Annotated in this window: 17 protein-coding genes and 2 pseudogenes; 10 read left to right on the top strand and 9 right to left on the bottom strand. The window is 68.2% G+C overall.

Going from position 1 to position 20,544, the window contains the following annotated elements; genetic code table 11:
* Positions 1–4: 4 nt before the first annotated feature.
* Positions 5–934: a quinone oxidoreductase family protein gene (locus QM774_RS11625; RefSeq protein ID WP_414976026.1), complete on the bottom strand. Its 930-nt coding sequence runs from the start codon at positions 932–934 to the stop codon at positions 5–7.
* 49 nt (positions 935–983) lie between these two features.
* On the opposite strand from QM774_RS11625, the gene QM774_RS11630 reads away from it, so the two are divergent.
* Positions 984–1,571 (top strand): hypothetical protein, encoded by a 588-nt coding sequence (locus tag QM774_RS11630; protein WP_414976027.1) that lies wholly within the window; start codon positions 984–986, stop codon positions 1,569–1,571.
* Between the two features lie 46 nt (positions 1,572–1,617).
* Positions 1,618–2,922 carry a TrpB-like pyridoxal phosphate-dependent enzyme gene (locus tag QM774_RS11635; RefSeq protein ID WP_414976028.1) on the top strand — a complete coding sequence of 435 codons (1,305 nt, stop codon included), beginning with the start codon at positions 1,618–1,620 and terminating at the stop codon, positions 2,920–2,922.
* On the opposite strand, the gene mgtA is transcribed toward QM774_RS11635, so the two are convergent.
* The gene (gene mgtA / locus QM774_RS11640; RefSeq protein ID WP_414976029.1) at positions 2,892–5,477 is read right to left on the bottom strand and encodes a magnesium-translocating P-type ATPase; all 2,586 of its coding nucleotides are present in this window, start codon (positions 5,475–5,477) and stop codon (positions 2,892–2,894) included. The genes QM774_RS11635 and mgtA overlap by 31 nt on opposite strands.
* Positions 5,478–5,547: 70 nt before the next feature.
* Complete coding sequence (locus QM774_RS11645; protein ID WP_414976030.1) at positions 5,548–6,003, bottom strand: MaoC family dehydratase; 456 nt, start codon at positions 6,001–6,003, stop codon at positions 5,548–5,550.
* Between the two features lie 76 nt (positions 6,004–6,079).
* On the opposite strand from QM774_RS11645, the gene argG reads away from it, so the two are divergent.
* Positions 6,080–7,498, top strand: coding sequence for an argininosuccinate synthase (gene argG / locus QM774_RS11650; RefSeq protein ID WP_414976031.1), 1,419 nt, complete (start codon positions 6,080–6,082; stop codon positions 7,496–7,498).
* A gap of 57 nt (positions 7,499–7,555) precedes the next feature.
* Here the strand turns inward: argG and QM774_RS11655 are convergent, their stop codons facing one another.
* The 4 genes from QM774_RS11655 to QM774_RS11670 all read right to left on the bottom strand — a co-directional run bounded on the left by QM774_RS11655 (position 7,556) and on the right by QM774_RS11670 (position 11,341).
* Positions 7,556–8,206 carry a hypothetical protein gene (locus tag QM774_RS11655; RefSeq protein ID WP_414976032.1) on the bottom strand — a complete coding sequence of 217 codons (651 nt, stop codon included), beginning with the start codon at positions 8,204–8,206 and terminating at the stop codon, positions 7,556–7,558.
* Positions 8,207–8,277: 71 nt separating this feature from the next.
* Positions 8,278–9,432, bottom strand: coding sequence for a cation:proton antiporter (locus QM774_RS11660; RefSeq protein WP_414976033.1), 1,155 nt, complete (start codon positions 9,430–9,432; stop codon positions 8,278–8,280).
* Between the two features lie 162 nt (positions 9,433–9,594).
* Positions 9,595–10,704: an inositol-3-phosphate synthase gene (locus QM774_RS11665; protein ID WP_414976034.1), complete on the bottom strand. Its 1,110-nt coding sequence runs from the start codon at positions 10,702–10,704 to the stop codon at positions 9,595–9,597.
* On the bottom strand, positions 10,697–11,341 hold the full coding sequence (locus QM774_RS11670) for a PadR family transcriptional regulator (RefSeq protein WP_414976035.1): 645 nt from the start codon (positions 11,339–11,341) through the stop codon (positions 10,697–10,699). The genes QM774_RS11665 and QM774_RS11670 overlap by 8 nt, the downstream gene beginning before the upstream one ends.
* Positions 11,342–11,491: 150 nt before the next feature.
* Between QM774_RS11670 and QM774_RS11675 the strand changes: the two genes are divergently transcribed.
* The 3 genes and pseudogenes from QM774_RS11675 (at position 11,492) to QM774_RS11685 (ending at position 15,815) form a co-directional block, all read left to right on the top strand.
* Positions 11,492–11,881, top strand: coding sequence for a DUF5318 family protein (locus tag QM774_RS11675; RefSeq protein ID WP_414976036.1), 390 nt, complete (start codon positions 11,492–11,494; stop codon positions 11,879–11,881).
* Positions 11,882–11,998: 117 nt separating this feature from the next.
* Positions 11,999–14,195 (top strand): annotated as a pseudogene (locus tag QM774_RS11680) (transglycosylase domain-containing protein).
* An 18-nt stretch (positions 14,196–14,213) separates the two neighbouring features.
* A complete protein-coding gene (locus QM774_RS11685; protein WP_414976037.1) occupies positions 14,214–15,815 on the top strand; it encodes a glycosyltransferase family 87 protein in 1,602 nt (533 codons plus the stop codon).
* Positions 15,816–15,933: 118 nt separating this feature from the next.
* Here the strand turns inward: QM774_RS11685 and QM774_RS11690 are convergent.
* A pseudogene (locus tag QM774_RS11690) lies at positions 15,934–17,826 on the bottom strand (GNAT family N-acetyltransferase); the annotation flags it as partial.
* Positions 17,827–17,972: 146 nt separating this feature from the next.
* Here QM774_RS11690 and rpsF point away from each other — a divergent pair.
* From rpsF to rplI, 4 genes are all read left to right on the top strand, one after another.
* Positions 17,973–18,254 (top strand): 30S ribosomal protein S6, encoded by a 282-nt coding sequence (rpsF, locus tag QM774_RS11695; protein WP_414976038.1) that lies wholly within the window; start codon positions 17,973–17,975, stop codon positions 18,252–18,254.
* A gap of 111 nt (positions 18,255–18,365) precedes the next feature.
* Positions 18,366–18,902 (top strand): single-stranded DNA-binding protein, encoded by a 537-nt coding sequence (locus QM774_RS11700; RefSeq protein ID WP_414976039.1) that lies wholly within the window; start codon positions 18,366–18,368, stop codon positions 18,900–18,902.
* Between the two features lie 43 nt (positions 18,903–18,945).
* A complete protein-coding gene (gene rpsR, locus QM774_RS11705; RefSeq protein WP_414976040.1) occupies positions 18,946–19,203 on the top strand; it encodes a 30S ribosomal protein S18 in 258 nt (85 codons plus the stop codon).
* A 20-nt stretch (positions 19,204–19,223) separates the two neighbouring features.
* The gene (rplI, locus tag QM774_RS11710; RefSeq protein ID WP_414976041.1) at positions 19,224–19,676 is read left to right on the top strand and encodes a 50S ribosomal protein L9; all 453 of its coding nucleotides are present in this window, start codon (positions 19,224–19,226) and stop codon (positions 19,674–19,676) included.
* A gap of 73 nt (positions 19,677–19,749) precedes the next feature.
* Here rplI and QM774_RS11715 read toward each other — a convergent pair whose 3' ends face one another.
* Entirely contained in the window at positions 19,750–20,274 is a 525-nt protein-coding gene (locus QM774_RS11715; protein ID WP_414976042.1) for a hypothetical protein, read from the bottom strand.
* Positions 20,275–20,544 lie beyond the last annotated feature (270 nt).

The following is a 20,544-nucleotide window of genomic DNA, read 5'->3' on the forward strand; positions in this document are numbered from 1 at the left end:
GGCGTCAGGGCCGGAGCACGACCTTTCCGTGCGCGCCGCCGCTGGCCACCAGACGCAGCGCGTCCTGTGCCTGCTCGAGCGGGAACGACCGCGCGAGCGGCACTTCGAGTTCACCGGCGGCGAGCAGGTCGAGAAGCGGTCCGCGGACCGAGTCGCGGTAGGCGGCGCTGGCCGGTTGCGCTCCGGAGACGGCGACGAAGCCGTGCCGCTTCGCGTCCTGCGGCGCGGCGACCGTGAGAATCCGGTCGCGATCGGCGACCAGGTCCAGGCTCACGGCGGTCGCCTCCCCGGTTCCGGCGGCATCCAGGGCGGCGACGACGTCGGCGGGCGCGGCGGCCCGGACGCGCTGGGCCAGCCCCGGACCGTACGGCACGGCGATCCCCCCGAAGCGGGTCACCGCGTCCTGCCGGCCGGGTCCGGCGGTGCCGACCACGGCGACGTCTTCGCGGGCGGCGAGCTGCAGAAAGATCGCCCCCACCGCGCCGGACGCCGCGTGGAACAGCACCGTGTCGCCGGCGCGGGCGCCCGACCGGTGCAGGAGTTCGGCCGCAGTGCAGCCGGCGAGCAGCAGTCCGGCAGCCGCGGCGTCGTCGACCGACGGCGGCAGCACGAACACGTCGGCGGCGGGAACGGTCAGCTCCTCGGCGTACCCGCCGTGAACCCGGAACGCCGCGACGCGGTCGCCCACGGCGACCGGCCCGGAAGCGCATCGGGTGCCCTCGCCCACGTCGGTGACGATGCCGGCGATCTCGTAGCCGACCGCGATCGGCAACGGGTCGGTGCCGCGAGTGACGTGTTTGAGATCGGCCGGATTCACTCCAGCCGCCGTCACCCGCACCGTCACCTCGCCGGGCTCCGGGGCACCGGTCTCACGCTCGGTGAACTCGAAGTCGTCGAGCCCGCCGTAGCCGTTCGCCACCCATCCGTGTGTCATGGCATCCAGTCTGGCCCACACCGCCGACAGCACTAGAGTGAAGCGCACCATGAGCAAGACTCTCGCGATCCTGATCGCGGCGGCCGCCGCGCTGGCCGCAGCACTGGTGATCGCGGTGACCTATGTGGTGACCCGCACCGGCGGCGACACCACTGCGGCGTCCTGGGGTAACGACCTGCCCGGCGCCGACGCGTCGACGTACGCCAACAGCACCGGCGGCTACACCTGGGTGACCGCCGACCGTACCGTGTTCTGCCGGTCCGACAACGCCTCGGCCCCCATCTGCTATCTGAGCCGCCAGTGGAAGCCGCCGTTCGCCGCCGACCACGACTGCGGCTTCTATCCGGGAACGGATCCGGCGCTCTCCTCGGTGCTGTTCGTGACCGGGCCCACCGGCACACCGTGTCACAGCCTGCTGCAAGGCAACCCCGGCTACCGCGAAGCCGACGGACTGTGGCAGACCGGCAATCCGTCGACCGGCGAAACCTATCCGGTGCTGCCCGACCGCACGGCGGTGACGCTGCCCACCAAGAACGGTCAGATCCGCTGCGGCCTGGATTCGGGCCGGTTCGGGTGCCGCACCGACCACGGGTCCGGCTATCTGGTGTCGGCCACATCGATCGACTTCACCGACTGAACGAACAGTCCGGCCGAGCGCTCCGCCACCAACTACAGTCCCCCTCATGACGAGCACCGCCGACACCTCCTCCCATCCCGATCTGGTCACCGTCGATGTGCCGACGCACTGGTACAACCTGGCTGCCGAGCTGGAGGAGCCGATCCCGCCGCACCTGCATCCCGGCACCAAGGAACCGGTGGGACCGGACGATCTGGCGGCACTGTTCCCGTCGGGGCTGATCGCTCAGGAGGTGACCGATCAGGTCTACGTCGAGATCCCCGAACCGGTGCGGGAGATCTACAAGATGTGGCGCCCCTCGCCGCTGCTGCGCGCCCGGAGGTTCGAGGAGGCGCTGAACACCAAGGCGCGCATCTATGTGAAGTACGAGGGCGTGAGCCCGGTCGGCAGCCACAAGACCAACTCGGCGGTCGCGCAGGCCTACTACAACAGCCTGGACGGTGTGAAGAAGCTGACCACCGAGACCGGTGCCGGCCAGTGGGGTAGTGCACTCGCGTTCGCCGGAGCCCAGTTCGGGATCGACATCGAGGTGTGGCAGGTCCGGGCGTCCTACGATTCCAAGCCGTACCGCGGCTACCTGATCCGTACCTACGGGGGCACCCTGCATCCGAGTCCCTCGGACCTCACCGAGTCCGGTCGCGCCATGCTCGCCAAGGACCCGAACACGACCGGCAGCCTCGGTATGGCCGTGTCGGAGGCGGTCGAGGTGGCGGCCCAGAACGACGACACCCGGTACGCGCTGGGCAGTGTGCTCAACCATGTGGTGCTGCACCAGAGCGTCATCGGCCAAGAGGCCGTCGATCAGCTGTACGCGGTGGAGCCGGGTGGCGCGGACGTGGTGTTCGGGTGTGCCGGCGGCGGCTCGAACCTGGCCGGTCTCTCGTTCCCGTTCCTGCGCGAGAAGCTGCACGGTCGCAGCGATCCGCGGGTCGTGGCCGCCGAACCCGCCGCCTGCCCGTCGATCACGCAGGGTGAGTACCGCTACGACCACGGCGACGTGGCCGGGCTGACGCCCCTGTTGAAGATGCACACCCTGGGCATGGACTTCGTCCCCGACCCGATCCATGCCGGCGGCCTGCGCTATCACGGGATGGCGCCGGCGCTGAGCCACACGGTGGAGCTGGGGCTGGTGCAGGGGGTGGCGATCGACCAGCACGACGCGTTCAGCGCAGGTGTGCAGTTCGCCCGTACCCAGGGCATCGTTCCGGCGCCGGAGTCGACCCACGCCATCGCCGCGTGCGCCGCCGAAGTGGCGAACAGCGACAAGGAGCAGGTGGTGGTGATCGGTCTGTCCGGCCACGGCCAGCTCGATCTGCCGGCCTACGCGGAGTTCCTCGACGGCAAGATCTGAGGCGCCTGCAGCAGCGGGCGGTGGCGGCGCCAGAAGAACCACTTGGTGACTTCGGTGGTGACCACGTAGCCGACCACGATCACCAGCAGATAGCCGATCAGTCGGCCCGGCAGCGGTTCCAGATGCAGGAGTCCGCCGATCGGGGGGAACGGCATCGCGATCGCGATCAGCGCGCACACCACCGACAGGGCGACGAGCGTGGTCGACGGCCGTGACGTCCAGAACGGTTTGCTGGTGCGGAGCACGAAGATGACGGCGATCTCGGTGAGGATCGAGGCCAGGAACCACGCCGTCTGGAACTCGGTCTCGCCGGCGTGGAAACCGCGGCGCAGCACGATGAACGTGATGATGTCGAACACGGAGCTGACGGTGCCGAAGACGACCATGAACCGCACCAGCACCCGCAGATTCCATCGTTGCGGCTTCGCCAGCCGGTCGGCGTCCACCTGATCGGTGGCGATCGCGGTCGCCGGCATGTCGGTCAGCAGATTGATGAGCAGGATCTGCGAGGCCAGCAGCGGCAGGAACGGCAGCACGATCGACGCGATGGCCATCGAGATCATGTTCCCGAAATTGGCGCTGGTGGTCATGTAGAGGTACTTCATCGTGTTGGCGAAGGTGCGACGCCCCTGACGCATCGCCTCCAGCAGCGATGGCAGATCGTTCTCCAGCATCACGAACGACGCGGCGTCGGCGGCCACATCGGCGGCGCCCTTGACCGAGATCCCGACGTCGGCGGCCTTCAGGGCCGGGGCGTCGTTGATGCCGTCGCCCATGTAACCGACCGTCACACCGCTGCGGGTGAGGGCACTGATGATCTGTTCCTTGTTGTGCGGGCTGGTCTCGCAGTACACGCGGGTCCGTGCGATCGCGTCGTCCAGGGCCGCCTCGTCCAGCGCGTCGATCTCGGGACCGGTCAGGACGGCGGCCGGATCGAGACCCAGTTCGCCGGCGATGTGGGTGGCCACGGGTTTCGCGTCGCCGGTGATCATCCGCAGACTCACCCCGGCCTTCGCGAAGTCGGCGACCGTCGCCGCGGCGTCCGGCTTCACCGGGTCGGCGAAGGCGAGCAGACCGACCAGGGTCAGACCGGATTCGTCGTCCACCGAGCAGTCGGCGGCGCCGGGCATCGGTTTGGTGGCGACGGCCAGCACCCGCATGCCCTGACCGCCGAGATCCTCCACGACGGCCTCGACGCCGGCGCGTGCATCAGCGAGAGGCCGGGTGCCGCCGGGTCCGGCGACCGCGGTGCACGCGGCGAGCACCGGATTGACCGCGCCCTTGGTGACCAGGAGGCGGCCGTCGGGACCGTCGACGAGCACCGACAGGCGTTTGCGGACGAAGTCGTACGGGACCTCGCCGACGGCGGTGGCCGCGCCGAGATCCACCCCGCCGGCGGTCGCCGCTGCGGCGATCGCGTCGTCGAGCGGATTCCGCAGTCCGCGCTGCAGCGTGGCGTTCCAGCCGGCGATGCGCAGCAGTCCCGGGTCGGCGGAACCGTCCGGGGCCAGGGTGGCGTCCAGGTGGATGCCGCCCTGCGTCATGGTGCCGGTCTTGTCGGTGCACAGCACCGTCATGGCACCGAAGTCCTCGATGGCGTTGAGCTGCTTGACGATCACCCGGTGGCGGGCGATCGCCTTCGCGCCGGCCGACAGGCTGATGCCGACGATCGCCGGCAACAGCTGCGGGGTGAGGCCGACGGCCAGCGACAGCGAGAACAGTGCGGAGTCGATGAACGGGCGATGCAGCAACAGATTCGCGACGAAGATCGCGATCACCAGGATCACCATGATACGGGCCAGCATCAGACCGAACCGGGTCATGCCCCGCTCGAACCCGGTCGGCCGCGGCTTGGCGTGCAGCGAGGCCTGCACCTTGCCGAACTCGGTGTCGACGCCGGTCGCGACCACCATCGCCGTTCCGGAACCGCTCGCCACATGCGTGCCGTTGAGCAGGGTGTTGGACCGGTCGCCCAGCGCGGTGCCGACCGGCAGCACCCCCGGCTCCTTGGCGGCCGGGAACGTCTCGCCGGTCAGACTCGACTGGTCCAGTTCGAGGTCGTCGGCCGTCAGCACCAGCGCATCGGCCGGCAGGATGTCGCCGCCGCTCACCTGCACCACGTCGCCGGGCACCACCTCGTCGAACGGCACCTCGGCCGGTTCACCGTCGCGCAGCACGGTGGCGGTGGGCTTCACACTGCCGAGCAGTCTGTCCATCGTGACGGCCGCGCCGCGTTCCTGAAAGAAGTCCAGGAGCCCGGACAGCACCACGATCGTCAGAATGATCGCCGCATCCAGCCAGTCGCCGAGGATCCCCGACAGCAGGGTCGCGCCGATCAGGATCAGGATGATCGGGCTGGTGAACTGACGGGCCAGCAGTCGCCACGTCGCGGTGCGCGAACGGCCGGCGGCGGCCCGCGCCCGGGTGGCCGGCAATGCGGCCGCGGCTGCGGCCGACGTCAGTCCGGTGGGCCCCGAACCCAGACTCGCGGCGACCTCGTCGACCGGCAGGGACCAGGGTGCCTGGCGGTCCGTGGTCGTCGGCGTCTGCGTCACCGGCTCATTATGCGCTCGCCCGGCCAGGCCGAGGCGGTCCGTGGCCGGGACGCCGGAAACGTCCGAGTCGTCAGGAGGTGACCAGAACGATGGTCTCCGCGACGCACGCCGGCTTGGCCGCCCCGGCCGCGGTCACCACGTATCGCAGACCCAGGACGGCGCCCGCCGGGTTCTCGGTGACGCCGGTGAATGTGGCCGTCGCGGTCAGCGAACTGTCGACCGGTACCGGCGACGGATAGCGGACCTTGTCGGAGCCGTAGTTGATCTTCGCGCCGCCGAACTCGAGGGCGAACAGGTCCGCCCCGAACAGGGGAAGCAGGCTCAGCGTCAGATACCCGTGCGCGATGGTCGTGCCGAACGGCCCGGCCTGGGCACGCACCGGATCCACGTGGATCCACTGGTGGTCGCCGGTCGCATCGGCGAACGCGTCGATCCGCTGCTGGTCGACGACGATCGGGCTGCTGGGGCCGATCTCCTCGCCCGCGGCGGCACGGACGTCATCGATGGAGGTGAAGGTTCTGGGCATAGCAGCACCGTAACGCCTGTCACTGCGCCGGCGGGCCGATTCGTTGCGCGGCGAGGACGGCATTTATCCTGGTCGCATGTCGAAAGTCCTGAGCTCGCTGCCCATTGGTGAGCGTGTCGGTATCGCCTTCTCCGGCGGCCTCGACACCTCCGTCGCCGTCGCCTGGATGCGCGAGAAGGGTGCCATCCCCTGCACCTACACCGCCAACCTCGGTCAGTACGACGAGCCGGACATCGATTCGGTGCCCGGCCGCGCCAAGGATTACGGCGCCGAGCTGTCCCGCCTCGTCGACTGCCGTGAGGCGCTGGTCGAAGAGGGCCTGGTCGCCCTGCAGTGCGGTGCCTTCCACATCCGCACCGCCGGCAAGACCTACTTCAACACCACGCCCCTCGGCCGCGTCGTGACCGGCATGCTCCTGGTCCGCGCCATGAAGGAGGATGGCGTCGACATCTGGGGCGACGGCTCCACCTACAAGGGCAACGACATCGAGCGGTTCTACCGCTACGGCCTGATGGCCAACCCGCAGCTGCGCATCTACAAGCCGTGGCTGGACGCCGACTTCGTCAACGAGCTGGGCGGCCGCACCGAGATGAGCGAGTGGCTGACCGCCCGCAAGCTGCCGTACCGGGACTCCGCGGAGAAGGCCTACTCGACCGACGCCAACATCTGGGGTGCCACCCACGAGGCGAAGGTCCTCGAGCATCTCAACCAGGGCCTGGACATCGTCGACCCGATCATGGGCGTCGCCGCCTGGCGTGACGACGTCGAGATCGCCACCGAAGAGGTCACCCTCTCCTACGAGCAGGGCCGGCCGGTCGCCATCAACGGTGAGCGTTTCTCCTCGCCGGTGGACCTGGTGATGAAGGCCAACGAGATCGGTGGCCGCCACGGACTGGGCGTCTCCGACCAGATCGAGAACCGCATCATCGAAGCCAAGTCGCGCGGCATCTACGAGGCGCCCGGCATGGCGCTGCTGCACATCGGTTACGAGCGGCTGGTCAACGCGATCCACAACGAGGACACGGTCGCCAACTACCACAACGAGGGCCGTCGCCTCGGCCGCCTGATGTACGAGGGCCGTTGGATGGATTCGCAGTCCCTGATGCTGCGCGAGTCGCTGGTCCGCTGGGTCGGCTCGGCCATCACCGGCGACGTGACCGTGCGTCTGCGCCGCGGCGACGACTACCAGTTCCTGGACACCCGGGGCCCGTCGCTGTCGTACCACCCGGACAAGCTGTCGATGGAGCGTGTCGGCGACTCGGCGTTCGGCCCCAACGACCGCATCGGCCAGCTCACCATGCGCAACCTGGACATCGCCGACTCACGCGCCCGCCTCGAGCAGTACGCGGAGCTGGGCCTGGTGGGCGGCGCGACCGCCGACCTGATCGGCAAGCTGTCGACCGGCGGCGCCCAGGCGATCGCCGGCAGTGAGGGCCCGGAGAACGAGGCCGAGATCGTGCTCGATCGCGCGGCCATCGACTCCGGCGTCGACTAGAGGATCGACGAAAGCGGGGCGCACCTCTCGGTGCGCCCCGCTTTCGTGTTCTCGAGATCAGTCGGTCGGATTCGTCTTGTTGCGGTGGTGACGCAGCAGCAGGTAGTCGACGAAGACGCCGACGACGATGCCGATGATCACGCCGACGACCATCGCGCCGCGGAAGCCCGGACCGAACTGGTTCAGGTCCTGCTTGGCGGCGTCGGCGCCCGAGGTGTTCCACCGGACCACGGCCAGCGTCAGCAGAATCGGCACCAGCGCGCCGATCGACAGGATGCCCAGCGGCACCGACAGCCACTGGCGACGCTTCATCCACTCGTGCAGCGACAGCAGGAACAGGATGAGGGCGAGCGCGGCACCGAAGATGCCGAACAGCAGACCGAACCAGACGCCGCGCGCGAACTCGTCGTGCACCCAGCCGGACACGGTGGTGCCCCACCAGCGCGGAGCCATCTGGCGGAACCAGAAGTAGAGGCCCACGATCAGGCCGATGCCGATGACGGTGAAGATCAGCTTGGTCTTGAGAGACAGACCCTTCTTTTTCTTCTTCTCGTCCTTCGCGTCGTCGGCGGCCGCCTGGACCTCCTGAGCACTCTCGTCGGCATGGCGGTGGAGGAGATGATGCTTCTCGTCCGTCGCCGCCACAGCAGTGTCAGGGGTGGCAGCGGCGTCGGGGGTGGCGTCCTCGCCCGGTACATCACGTGTCATAGGAGAACTTTCCCACATTCCCGGCGTCCACACAGCCGTGAAAGGCCGAATTGCCGTGGGGGGATCCGGCGTCAGATCCGATCGGCCGGCGGGAAATCGTCGGGACCACTGGATCGGATGGCGCTCGCCAGCGTCGGGAACAGCAGCAGAGACAACAGTCCGCCGCCCACCAGAACCGCTTCGGTGGTCGGTGAGATCAGGCCGGCGGCCACGCCGTCGCGGGTGGCGACGATGATGATCGGCAACCCGGTCGCGGCCATGAACGAGACGGCCAGACGGCCGCGCGGACCCGTACCCCGAGGCACCGCGAACGCGGCGGGCAGCCCCCGGACCACCAGCAGCAGCACCAGGACGGCCGGAAGCAGCAGGTAGAGGTGACGTGCGTGGAACAGCGCGAGCACGTCGAACCGGACGCCGGTGGCGATGAAGAAGATCGGCACCAGCAACCCGAACGCCAGACCGTCGATCTTGCTCTCGGTGCTCCGGCGGACCTCGTCGGGGGCACCGTTCAGCAGCAGTCGCCACAGCACACCGGCCGTGAAGGCGCCGAGCAGCAGATCCACGTGCAGGGTGAGCGACAGGGCCACCAGCGCGGCCACCAGCAGGACGGCCACCCGGATCGCGAACTGCCCACTCGTGTGCATGGTCGCCGCGATCACGATCGCCAGTGTCGCGACCGCGATGAAGACCGCCAGCAGCAGGATCGCGCTGAGCGGAGAGTTCTGGGACAGCACCACCGAGATGGCGACGATCGGTCCGAACTCGCCGACCGTGCCGACCACGCTCACCACCCGCGCATACACGGTTCCCGACTCGCCGTTGTCCCGCAGGATCGGAAGCAGAGCGCCCAGTGTGGTCGACGACAGTGCGATGCCGATGATCACCGCGCCCATGCCGGGTGAGAACAGCCAGCCGATCCCGATGCCGGCGGTCAGGCTGATCGCCCAGCCGACCCAGGCGAGCCGACCGATGCGGCTACGCAGAGCAGACGCTTCGATCTCCGATCCCGCGACGAAGAACAGGGCCGCCACACCGACCTGGGAGAGGCTGTCCAACACCGGTCCAGGACGGACCAGATTCAGCAGATCGGGTCCGACCAGAATGCCGAGCAGCACCTCGAACACCACGCCCGGGATGGTCACCCAGCGGGTCACCGACCGGGTCAGTAAGGGTGCCAGCACGGCCAGCAGCGGAACCACCACGAGAGCTGCGGACCAGGAGAGCACCGCCGAAGTCTAGCGATGTCGGATTCGGTGCCGGGCGTCGGCGACGGCGCACGCTCACTTCTGGCGATCGAGTCGAAATCAGGAGGCGAAACGACATGATCGCCGCCACCGGCGAACGGTGGCGGCGATCATGTTCTTCGCTCGAGGAGCGTGTGCGGGGAGTTACTTGGCCGCGACCGGCTCGTCCGCACCGATGATGAAGGCCTCCAGCTGCTGGCGAGCCAGGTCGTCCTGGATCTGCACCGGCGGCGACTTCATCAGGTAGGCGCTGGCCGGGATGACCGGTCCGCCGATGCCGCGGTCCTTGGCGATCTTCGCCGCGCGGACGGCGTCGATGATGATGCCGGCCGAGTTCGGGGAGTCCCAGACCTCGAGCTTGTACTCCAGGTTCAGGGGCACGTCACCGAAGGCGCGACCCTCGAGGCGGACGTACGCCCACTTGCGGTCGTCGAGCCAGGCGACGTAGTCCGACGGACCGATGTGCACGTTCTTGTCGTAGACCTTGTTGGCCAGCGAACCGCTCAGGTTCGAGGTCACGGCCTGCGTCTTCGACACCTTCTTGGACTCCAGGCGCTCACGCTCGAGCATGTTCTTGAAGTCCATGTTGCCGCCGACGTTCAGCTGGTAGGTGCGGTCGAGGGCCACGCCGCGGTCCTCGAACAGCTTCGCCATCACGCGGTGGGTGATGGTGGCGCCCACCTGGCTCTTGATGTCGTCACCGACGATCGGCACGCCGGCCTTGGTGAACTTGTCGGCCCACTCCGGGTCGGAGGCGATGAACACCGGCAGGGCGTTGACGAAGGCGACGCCCGCGTCGATGGCGCACTGCGCGTAGAACTTGTCGGCCTGCTCGGAGCCCACCGGCAGGTAGGACACCAGGACGTCGACGTTCGCATCCTTGAGAGCCTTCACCACGTCGACGCCCTCGCCGGGAGCCTCGGTGATGGTCTCGCGGTAGTACTTGCCCAGACCGTCGAGGGTGTGCCCGCGCTGGACGGTCACGTTCAGCGGTGGGACGTCGCAGATCTTGATGGTGTTGTTCTCGCTGGCGCTGACGGCCTCGGACAGGTCGAAGCCGACCTTCTTGGCGTCGACGTCGAACGCGGCGACGAACTCGACGTCGCTGACGTGGTACGGACCGAAGGTCACGTGCATGAGACCCGGAACAGTCGAGTTCGGGTCTGCATCCTTGTAGTACTGAACGCCCTGGACCAGGGATGCGGCGCAGTTACCCACGCCGACGATGGCCACGCGCACTGAATTGTCACCCATGGTCGGGTTCTCCTCCTTGTTGCGGCGGAACGGCGGATTTCCGTACCGCCGAACTCTTCTCTTGCTCACCACTGCCGACGGTGCCGACGGTGGGAAGTTCTTCCGGTGCCGATCCCGACGCTTCGTCGGCGATCAGCCTGTTGAGCCACTGCACCTCGCGCTCGGAGTTCTCCAAGCTGAGTTCGTGCATCTGGCGGGTGTAGTGGTCCGATCCGAGACCGGTACGGGTCAGCAGTTCGCGAAGGCCTTCGCGGCGCTCCTCCACCTGGCGGCGACGGCCCTCGAGGATGCGCATGCGCGCCATGGCCGGGGTGCGGCTGAAGAAGGCGAGGTGCACGCCGAAGCCGTCGTCGGTGTAGTTCTGCGGACCGGTGTCGGCCACCAGCTCGCTGAACCGGGCCTCACCCTGCGGGGTGAGCCGGTAGACGCGGCGGGCGCGACGGACCTTGGTGCCGGTGGGGCCGGTCGCCTCGTCCTCGACGATCAGGCCCTCGGCGCGCATCTTGCGCAGCGTCGGGTACAGCGAACCGTACGAGAAGGCCCGGAACGCTCCCAGCAGGCCGGTGAGGCGTTTGCGCAGCTCGTAGCCGTGCATTGGGGATTCCAGCAGGAGACCGAGAATGGCCAGCTCCAGCATGCGTCACCCCTTTCCTGCGGCGTTACAGCGTTCCGATGTACCGACGAATGTATCGCAACGATATAAACGGGAGCAACGTGGGGGATATTCCCCGGTCCGTCCGGGCCCGGCTCGAGGGACGGCGCCGGGACAGGGTTTACCCTGGAAGGCGTGTACCGACGCGTCGTGGACTATGCGCTCGCCAAGCGCTCACGGCTGGCCGATGTCAAGGCCGGCCGCACGTCCCTGGACGAGGTCTGCGACGCCGGCCCCTATCTACTGCGCGCCGCCCAATTCCACGGTGTGACCACCGGTGACGCCTGCCCGGTGTGCCGCAAGGAACAGGTCACCCAGGTGTCCTGGGTGTTCGGGGATCGTCTGGGCCGCGCCTCCGGATCGGCCCGCAGTGCCGCCGAGATCAGTACCCTGGCGGCTACTGCGGAAGAGTTCACGGTCCACGTCGTGGAAGTCTGCCGCACCTGCCACTGGAACCACCTGATCAGGTCGTACGTTGCGGGGCTGGCACCGGCCTCCACCGGGAGGCGCCGCGCCGCCAAGTGACCGCCCGGTCTCTGGGGAGTCTCTCAGGAAAGTTGGCGACAGCGGCCGCGTACCTCAAACTGGTGTCTTGAGCTTTGAAGTCGGTGCGCGCGAGCGCAGCAGAGAAGTGAGTGAACGATGAGTAATCGAACGAGTCCGGCCCCCGCGCCGGGTGGCCCGGGTCCCAGCGCCGCGAAGCGCTGGCTGGTCCGGATCCTCGCCTGGGGGGCGGCGGCGATTCCGGCCATCGCCATCCTCGGTGTGCTGGCGTTCCTCGTCACCTACCTGACCGCCCACGTTCCCGCGCCGGGCGAGATCAAGCAGAACCAGGTCGCGACGATCGTCGACAAGCAGGGCGACCAGATCGCCAAGATCGTCCCGCCGGAAGGCAACCGGACCGACGTGACCTACGACCAGCTCGCCAAGAGCGGACTGCCGGATGCCGTGAAGGCCGCCGAGGACCGCGACTTCGACTCCAACTCGGGCTTCTCGCCGAAGGGCTTCTCGCGCGCCGCGATCGGCAAACTGACCGGCAAGGATGCCGGCGGCGGTTCGACGATCACCCAGCAGTACGTGAAGAACGCGATGGTGGGCGACGCCGCGAGCGGTTTCGCCGGCTACTACCGCAAGTTCAAGGAGCTGGCCCTGTCGACCAAGATGTCGCAGAGCTGGTCCAAGGAACAGATCATGTCGGCCTACCTGAACACCATCTACTTCGGTCGTGGTGCCTACGGTGCGGCCGCCGCGTCGAAGGCCTACTTCAACAAGAACATCGAGGACCTCAACACCTCGCAGGCGGCGCTGCTCGCCGCCGTCATCCGCGGCCCGTCGATCTACGACCCGGCCGTCGACGAGGACGCGGCGAAGAACCGCTGGAACTACGTCCTCGACGGCATGGTCGACATCGGCAAGCTGAGCCAGGACGACCGCGACGCCCAGAAGTTCCCGAAGACCATCGACCCGAAGGCTCCGGTCGACGAGTCGGCGAAGGGCCCGGAGGGTCTGATCAAGAACCAGGTGCTCGCCGAGCTGAACAAGCTGGGCATCACCGAGCAGCAGGTGCAGACCGACGGTCTGAAGATCACCACCGGCATCGACAAGCAGACCCAGCAGTCGCTGGAGGACGCCGCCAAGAACGGCCTCGACGGCCAGCCCGACGACATGCGCACCGCCTCGGTGTCCATCGACCCGGAGACCGGTGCGGTCCGCGGCTACTACGGTGGCGCGGACGGTGCCGGCTGGGACTACGCGTCGACCGGTCTGCAGACCGGTTCGGTGTTCAAGGTGTTCGCCCTGGTGGCGGCGCTCGAGCAGGACATCCCGCTGTCGAAGATGTATTCGTCGGATCCGTACAAGACCAAGGAAGGTCTGACGGTCGAGAACTCCGACGGCGAATCGTGCGGCACCTGCAACCTGGCGACCGCGCTCAAGATGTCGCTGAACACGGTGTACTACCGCCTGATGATGGACCTGGATCACCAGGCCGACGACGTGAAGAACGCCGCCTACAAGCTGGGCATCAGCAAGACGCTCGACGGCAAGCCGACCCTGCAGAACCCGGACGGCACCACCGAGGGCGGTGTCGTGCTGGGCCAGTACGACACCACCGTGCTGGACATGGCGTCCGCGTACGCCACGCTCGCCGCCAACGGCATTGACCCGGTCGCCGTACTTCGTGCAGAAGGTGGAGACCTCCACCGGCGAGGTGCTCTTCGACCGCCAGCCCAACCCGGGTGAGCGCGTCATCAAGGCCGCCGTCGCCGAGAACGTGACCGCGGCCATGGAGCCGATCGCCGCGTACTCGAACGGCAACTCGCTGTACGACTCGACCTACGGGCCGCGTCCGTCGGCCGCCAAGACCGGTACCGCGCAGCTGGCCAAGACCGGCCAGAACCGTTACGCGTGGATGGTCGGCTACACCCCGCAGCTGTCGACCGCCACCTGGGTCGGTACCGCCAAGGGCGACAAGCCGCTGGTCAACGCCTACGGCGGTCTGGTCTACGGCTCGGGTATCCCGGCCCAGATCTGGAAGGCCGACATGGACGGCGCGCTGGCCGGCGAGCCGATCAAGGACTTCCCGGAGCCCGAGGCCGTCGGCGGTCAGGCCGGTGTGCCCTATGAGCCGCCGCCGGTGACCTACGCCCCGCAGCCGGACTACACCGACAACTCGGGCAACGACTACGTGCGCCCGCGTCTGCCCACCGAGGACGACGACGGCAACGTCACGCTCGCACCGGGTGTCACGATCGAGGTTCCCGGCGGGGGCAACGGTCAGGGCAACGGAAACGGAAACGGCAACGAGAACACGCGTTCCCGTCGCCGCGGAAACAACTAGCCGCGGTAACCACACGCGGTGACCGACCTCGCTTCGAGGACCGACGCGGACGGCGCCGGCGAATTCGATTCGCCGGCGCCGTTGTCGCCCGATGCGCGGATCGACCGGCGCCGCGTGCTGCCGAGCCGCAGCAACCGGCAGGTGGCCGTCGCCAGTGAGGTGATCGGCGGCCCGGTGGGCCGGCATGCGGCGATCGGCCGCAACCGCACCTGGACACCGCTCCGGGTGCTCTTCCTGATGGCGCTGATCGCGCTGGCGTTCGGCTGGTTCGGCAAGGCCGGCTGCATCCAGCAGGCCCCCGTCGCGCAGGGCGACGACCACACGGCCGGCGCCGAACGCCTGAACTGGGACAATCAACGCCAGTTCTACGGCCTCTGCTACACCGACATCGTCGCCTTCTACAGTTCGCAGCGGTTGTCTGTCGAGGACCTCCGCGACGGCACCATGCCGTACCGGACCTACTGGGTCACCGACTCCGACGGACGGCAGGTCCGCCACTACGTGGATCAGCCGGTGCTGATCGGCGGATTCATGTACGCCGCCGCCAAAGCCACCCAGGGCTGGCAGGCACGGGTGGCGCACACGCCGCTGCCCAAGCAGCTCGACGCGGTGACCTTCTTCAACATCTCGGCGATCCTGCTCGCCTTCTTCTGGCTGATCGCGGTGTGGGCGACCATGCTGACCGCCCGCCGCCGGATGTGGGTGGCCGCGCTGATGGCGCTCTCGCCACTGGCGATCCTGCACGCGTTCACCGCGTTCGAGATCATCCCGGTGATGCTGGTGGCGCTCGCCATGCTCGCCTGGTCACGCGACCGGGTGATCCTGACCGGGCTCTTCGTAGGGCTGGCGGCCTCGGCGGGCATGTATCCGCTGCTTCTGCTGCCGGCTCTGCTGGTGATCTGCGTGCGTTCGCGACGGCTCGGCGACTTCGCGGCGATCTGCGTGACGGCGGTGCTGGCGTGGGCCGCGGTCAACGTGCCGGTCCTGATCGCCTACCCGCGTGGATGGGGCGAATACTTCCGGGTGTGGTGGCAGCGCGGTGCGCAGCCCGACAGCCTGTACCAGGTGATCGGTGAGCTGGCCGGCCACACCCCGTCGCCGACACTGGTGAACGCGCTGAGCCTGACCCTGACCGGCGTGGTGATCGCCGGCGTCGTCTACGTCGGTCTGCGGGCGGCCCGGACGCCGTCGCCGGCCCAGTTGATGTTCCTGCTGGTCGCCGGCTATCTGCTGGTCGGTTCGGCGTGGAGCCCGCAGTCGTCGCTGTGGCTGGTCCCGCTGGCCGTCCTCGCCATCCCGTATCCGCGCGCCCTGCTGGCGTGGATGGTGATCGATGCCCTCGTCTGGGTGCCGCGGATGACGCTGTTCCTCGACGCCGACCGGCGCTGGCTCCCCAAACAGTGGTTCGAGCTGGCGGTGCTGGTGCGCGCCGTCGCCGTCATCGCACTGTGCGTGCTGGTGGTCCGGGCGCTGCTGATCCGCCCCGAACCGGCCGTTACGGGGTCGCCTTCGCCGTCTTCCCCGCGGCCTTCTTCGCAGCAGCCTTCGTCGGGGCCGACTTCTTCTTCGGGGCAGCCTTCTTCGTCGCTGACGGCGTCGCCGGCGCCGACCGTCGGCTGAGAGCGGTCTTCGCCGCCTCCCAGTCGTCGTCGGTCATCGAATACAGCGCCGTCGTCCGGTGTCCGTCGCCGAACGGCCGGTGCTTGGGCAGCAGACCGTCCAGGCCCGCACCCAGCTTCTCGACCGCGGCCCGCGACCGGGCGTTGTCCTCGTGGGTGTGCCACACGACGCGGACCGCCCCGCAGTCGTCGAACGCGTGCGTCAGCAGCGCGAGCTTGGCCGCCGGATTCACCGACGTGCGCTGGGCGTCCGCCGCGTAGTACGTGAAGCCGATCGCCAGACTCCTGAACTGCTGCTCGACGTCGTAGTAGCTGGTGGTGCCCACCAGCCGGCCGTCGGTATCGAGCACCGCGAACGGGATGCGATGCGGATCGTGGATCGCCGCGGTGATCCAGGGGACGGCATCCTCGGGGGTGCGCGGCACACCGGGGCTCCACGGCGCGAAATCCGGATCGTCGCCGGGCACCGCGGCCAGTGCTTCGGCGTCGGTCACCGAGAGCGGGCGCACCGTGACGCCGTCCTGCGTCAGGGTCGGCGCACCCAGCCACGACTCGGCGGTCGCGGCGTCGGCGTCGGCCAGACGGGTCAGCGGACCGAGCGGCGGGACCCGTGTCGCCTGGTAGGAGGCGAGCGGCTCACGCACCGCGAACCGCACACCGCGGATCAGGAAGTACAGCAGCAGCAGCCAGTGCACCCAGACGCCCAGGTTCACCCCGCCCATGACCCACCACTTCATCTCGGCGCCCGAGTTCATCAGGCCGAACAGCCGGAAGATCGTCAGGTCCAGGATGACGTCGGTGACCAGGTAGGCGGCGATCGCCTGCCACGGCACGCGCAGCAGTACGAAGAACGGCAGCAGCCACAGCGTGTACTGCGGCGAGTGCACCTTGTGGAAGGCCATGAAGCCGGCCAGCAGGGTGAAGCTGCTCGCGATCCACGGGAAGACGCCGGTCTTGCGGTACTCACGCCACGCGAGCCAGGTCGCGAACACCACCGAGGCCACGATCAGCAGCGGCGACAGCTTGCCGACGACCGTGTTGTAGAGCTCCTCGTTGCGGCCCAGCAGGAACCGCACGCCCCAGTACCAGAAGGTGTTGGTGTCGACGTCCGCCTTGCGCAGACCCTGGAAGGTCAGTGCCGCCTTCCAGCCCTGATAGCCGAGCACCATGAACGGCACCTGGGCCACCAGTGTCGTGATCAGCGCGGCGGCGACCACCCAGCCGGCGCTCGCCCAGTCGTACAGCTTCTTCGCCTGGGCCCAGGTCGAGACCTTGACGGTGTCGCCCAGCTCGCCGCGTGTCAGCACGTAGAGGGCCAGCGGCAGCACGAACAGGCCCGGATAGATCTTCAGGGAGAAACCGACCGCCAGCAGCACCGAAGCGATGATCGCCGAGGTCCGCAGCGACGACCGGCGTTCTCCGGTCCTCGGGTTCGCGCTCGCACCCCATGCCATCACCGCGATCGCGGCGACCGAGGTGAACACGACGGGAAGCTCCCAGTTGTGGAAGGCGTACAGCACCAGCGCCGGGGTGGCGGCCCACAGCATGACCCACCAGCGGGCCATGAAGGCCAGCAGCACCGTGATGGCCAGCGCGAACGGCGCCAGCAGCAGCGCTGAGTGCTGGAAGAAGGCGAGATCGGTGTGCGCGCCGATGGCACCCAGCCACATGAACAGGCCGGACAGCACCGGGTACTCGACCACGCCGCCCCACAGATGCCCGTCGGTGATGCCGCCGTGGATGTACGGGAAGACGTGGTTGTTCACGTCGCGGCCCACCCACAGGAACATGAGGTCCGAATAGCAGGGGATCACCGCGTGCGGATCGCCGACCGGGAACCGGTAGCTGCGGCCGTCCGGATGGAACGGCGCACCGCCGCAGGCGGCCTTCGCGCGGTAGGCCCACACCAGGGCCGCCGAGGTGAACAGCAGCGACGTCACCAGGATGAGGACGGACTCCCCGCGCTTGAGCACGGCGGGGCGTGCGACGGGGACGGTACCGGCAGCAGACATGGGCCAAACTCTAACGGACGTCGCAGACGGCGACGATTTCGCTGGTCACCGGGCCGTCATGTATCTTGGACGGGTTGCCGACGCAGGCGACCCTCCTGCCGCGGAACGTCCGCGGCCGATTAGCCCATAGGAGGTGATGTGGTCTTATGCGTCACTACGAAATGATGGTCATCCTCGATCCCAGTCTGGACGAGCGCACCGTCGCCCCATCCCTGGATACCTTCCTCAATGTCGTTCGCAAGGACGGCGGCTCCGTCGACAATGTCGACATCTGGGGCAAGCGCCGTCTCGCCTACGAGATCGAGAAGAACGCTGAAGGCATCTACGCCGTCATCGATCTCAACGCGACTCCGGACACGGTCAACGAGCTCGATCGTCAGCTGAAGCTGAACGAGTCGGTTCTGCGCACCAAGGTCCTGCGCAAGTAATCGTCGAACCCATCCACATCCGCGTCGTCTCAACCTCGGCGAACTGTCACCCCGGCCCACTAGGCTGGGATCAGATTTCGCACAGGCAGACACACGATTCAGGGGAAACTCATGACTGACACGGTCATCACCGTTGTAGGCAATCTGACCGCCGATCCGGAACTGCGGTTCACCGCATCCGGTGCACCGGTCGCCAACTTCACGGTGGCCTCGACGCCGCGCACCTTCGATCGTCAGACGAACGAGTGGAAGGACGGCGAAGCGCTGTTCCTCCGCTGCAGCATTTGGCGGGACGCGGCCGAGAACGTGACCGAGTCGCTCACCAAGGGCACCCGAGTGATCGTGCAGGGCAAGCTCAAGCAGCGGTCGTACGAAACCCGTGAAGGGGAGCGTCGCACCGTCGTCGAGCTGGAAGTGGATGAGATCGGTCCCTCGCTGCGCTACGCGACCGCCAAGGTCACCCGCACTCCGCGCGGTGGCAGCGGCGGCTTCGGTGGAGGCAATGCAGGCGGCGGAAACCAGGGCGGCGGCTTCGGCGCGCCGGCCGGTGGTTCCCGACCGCAGGCGGCACCCGCCGAAGACCCGTGGGGCAGCGCACCGGCCGCCGGCGGCGGTTTCGGTGGCGGGGACGACGAACCCCCCTTCTGATATTCAGGGCCTGCCGGCCCGACAGCATCAACGGAGCTAGAAAATGGCAAAGAAGCAGGGGCGCAAGCCCCGCATCGAGAAGGTGACCAAGGCCAAGGCCTGCACCTTCTGCAAGGACAAGAACAACACCGAGATCGACTACAAGGACACCGCGCTGCTGCGTCGTTTCCTGTCCGATCGCGGCAAGATCCGTTCGCGTCGCGTCACCGGTAACTGCGTGCAGCACCAGCGTGACGTCGCGATCGCCGTCAAGAACTCGCGTGAGGTGGCGCTCCTGCCGTTCACCTCGGCCGGACGCTGAGCGGGAAGGGAAGCAACATCATGAAGCTGATCCTGACCACTGCAGTCGAGAACCTCGGCGAGGCCGGGGACACCGTCGAGGTGCGTGACGGCTACGGCCGCAACTTCCTGCTGCCCCGCGGCCTGGCCATCGTCGCCACCCGTGGCGCCGAGAAGCAGGTCGAAGGCATCCGCCGCGCCCAGCAGCAGCGCACCGTCCGCGACCTGGACCACGCCAACGAGCTGAAGCAGTCCATCGAGGGCCTCGACGCGGTCTCGCTGACCGTGAAGACCCACGACTCGGGCAAGCTGTTCGGTTCGGTCACCGCCGCCGACATCGCCGACGCCATCCGCGCCGCGGGCGGCCCGGTCGTCGAGAAGCGCAGCGTCGAGCTGCCCAAGGGCCACATCAAGGCCACCGGTACCCATCCGGTCGTCGTGAAGCTGCACCCGAAGGTGGACGCGAAGGTCAACGTCGACGTCGTCGCCGGCTGATCCACTCACGACGACGAACGCCGGTCACCCCTCACGGGGTGGCCGGCGTTTCTCGTCGGTGCGGTGGGCCGCGTCAGCTCCGGCCGGCGTGGCGGTTGTCGCCGCGGGGCACGTAGAACTTGTGCCCGGCGCGGTTCAGCACGAAGCCCCGGTTGGTGGTGGCGCAGCCGACCGTGCCCGCATTCATACGGGCGCAGGTGGCGCCGTAGACGGAGATCCGCTTCCCGACCGGGAGCGCCGGCACGCGGAAGTGCGAGCGCGGACCGATCTTGAAGTCGCTCCACGGATTGTTGGGAACCCACCACGGGCCCTGCTGATCCTGGGTGATGGCGACGCCCTGGACGCCCGGCCACCCGGTCGGTGCGGTGCGGGTGTAGCCCTTGCACGCCACCGAGCCCGGCTGGGGGCCCATCTGGCACAGGTAGCGCCCGGCACGGAAGTAGACGCGCCCGTTGTCCTGGTAGCTCAGGGAACGGTACGCGGTGGCGTTCACCGCGGAGTATCCGCCGAGACGCAGCTGCGAGACAGGCGTCGCATCGGCCGGCGCCGCGGCGACGACGGTGGTGGCGGCGGCCGCCGCGACGGCGAGTCCGGCCACCCGGGCACTGAATGATCTGAAGGCACGCACCCGTCCATTTCACCACGAATGTGGCCGCGAACACAGTCCATCCACCGGATCGGCGACTCTCTCAAGTAGTGCTCGAACCCCGGTCGGGCGTGGCGCAACGCGACACGCCGGGACCAAGGAAATCCATCTGCTGTGGACTGCCCGAAAGGGGCATGACCTGCATGTATGACGGAAAGTTCGGACAAAACTCGCGGAGTGTCCACAGCGGTGTTCACAGGCTGTCCAGCGATGCGGCAGGGT

The organism is Gordonia sp. (in: high G+C Gram-positive bacteria), assembly GCF_047600565.1.
GTDB lineage: Bacteria > Actinomycetota > Actinomycetes > Mycobacteriales > Mycobacteriaceae > Gordonia.

Bases quoted from the DNA above. Each gene is read 5' to 3' on its own strand.
- QM774_RS11625 (WP_414976026.1), bottom strand. From the start codon at position 934: ATGACACACGGATGGGTGGCGAACGGCTACGGCGGGCTCGACGACTTC.
- QM774_RS11630 (WP_414976027.1), top strand. From the start codon at position 984: ATGAGCAAGACTCTCGCGATCCTGATCGCGGCGGCCGCCGCGCTGGCC.
- QM774_RS11635 (WP_414976028.1), top strand. From the start codon at position 1,618: ATGACGAGCACCGCCGACACCTCCTCCCATCCCGATCTGGTCACCGTC.
- QM774_RS11645 (WP_414976030.1), bottom strand. From the start codon at position 6,003: ATGCCCAGAACCTTCACCTCCATCGATGACGTCCGTGCCGCCGCGGGC.
- argG (WP_414976031.1), top strand. From the start codon at position 6,080: ATGTCGAAAGTCCTGAGCTCGCTGCCCATTGGTGAGCGTGTCGGTATC.
- QM774_RS11655 (WP_414976032.1), bottom strand. From the start codon at position 8,206: ATGACACGTGATGTACCGGGCGAGGACGCCACCCCCGACGCCGCTGCC.
- QM774_RS11665 (WP_414976034.1), bottom strand. From the start codon at position 10,704: ATGGGTGACAATTCAGTGCGCGTGGCCATCGTCGGCGTGGGTAACTGC.
- QM774_RS11670 (WP_414976035.1), bottom strand. From the start codon at position 11,341: ATGCTGGAGCTGGCCATTCTCGGTCTCCTGCTGGAATCCCCAATGCAC.
- rpsF (WP_414976038.1), top strand. From the start codon at position 17,973: ATGCGTCACTACGAAATGATGGTCATCCTCGATCCCAGTCTGGACGAG.
- QM774_RS11700 (WP_414976039.1), top strand. From the start codon at position 18,366: ATGACTGACACGGTCATCACCGTTGTAGGCAATCTGACCGCCGATCCG.
- rpsR (WP_414976040.1), top strand. From the start codon at position 18,946: ATGGCAAAGAAGCAGGGGCGCAAGCCCCGCATCGAGAAGGTGACCAAG.
- rplI (WP_414976041.1), top strand. From the start codon at position 19,224: ATGAAGCTGATCCTGACCACTGCAGTCGAGAACCTCGGCGAGGCCGGG.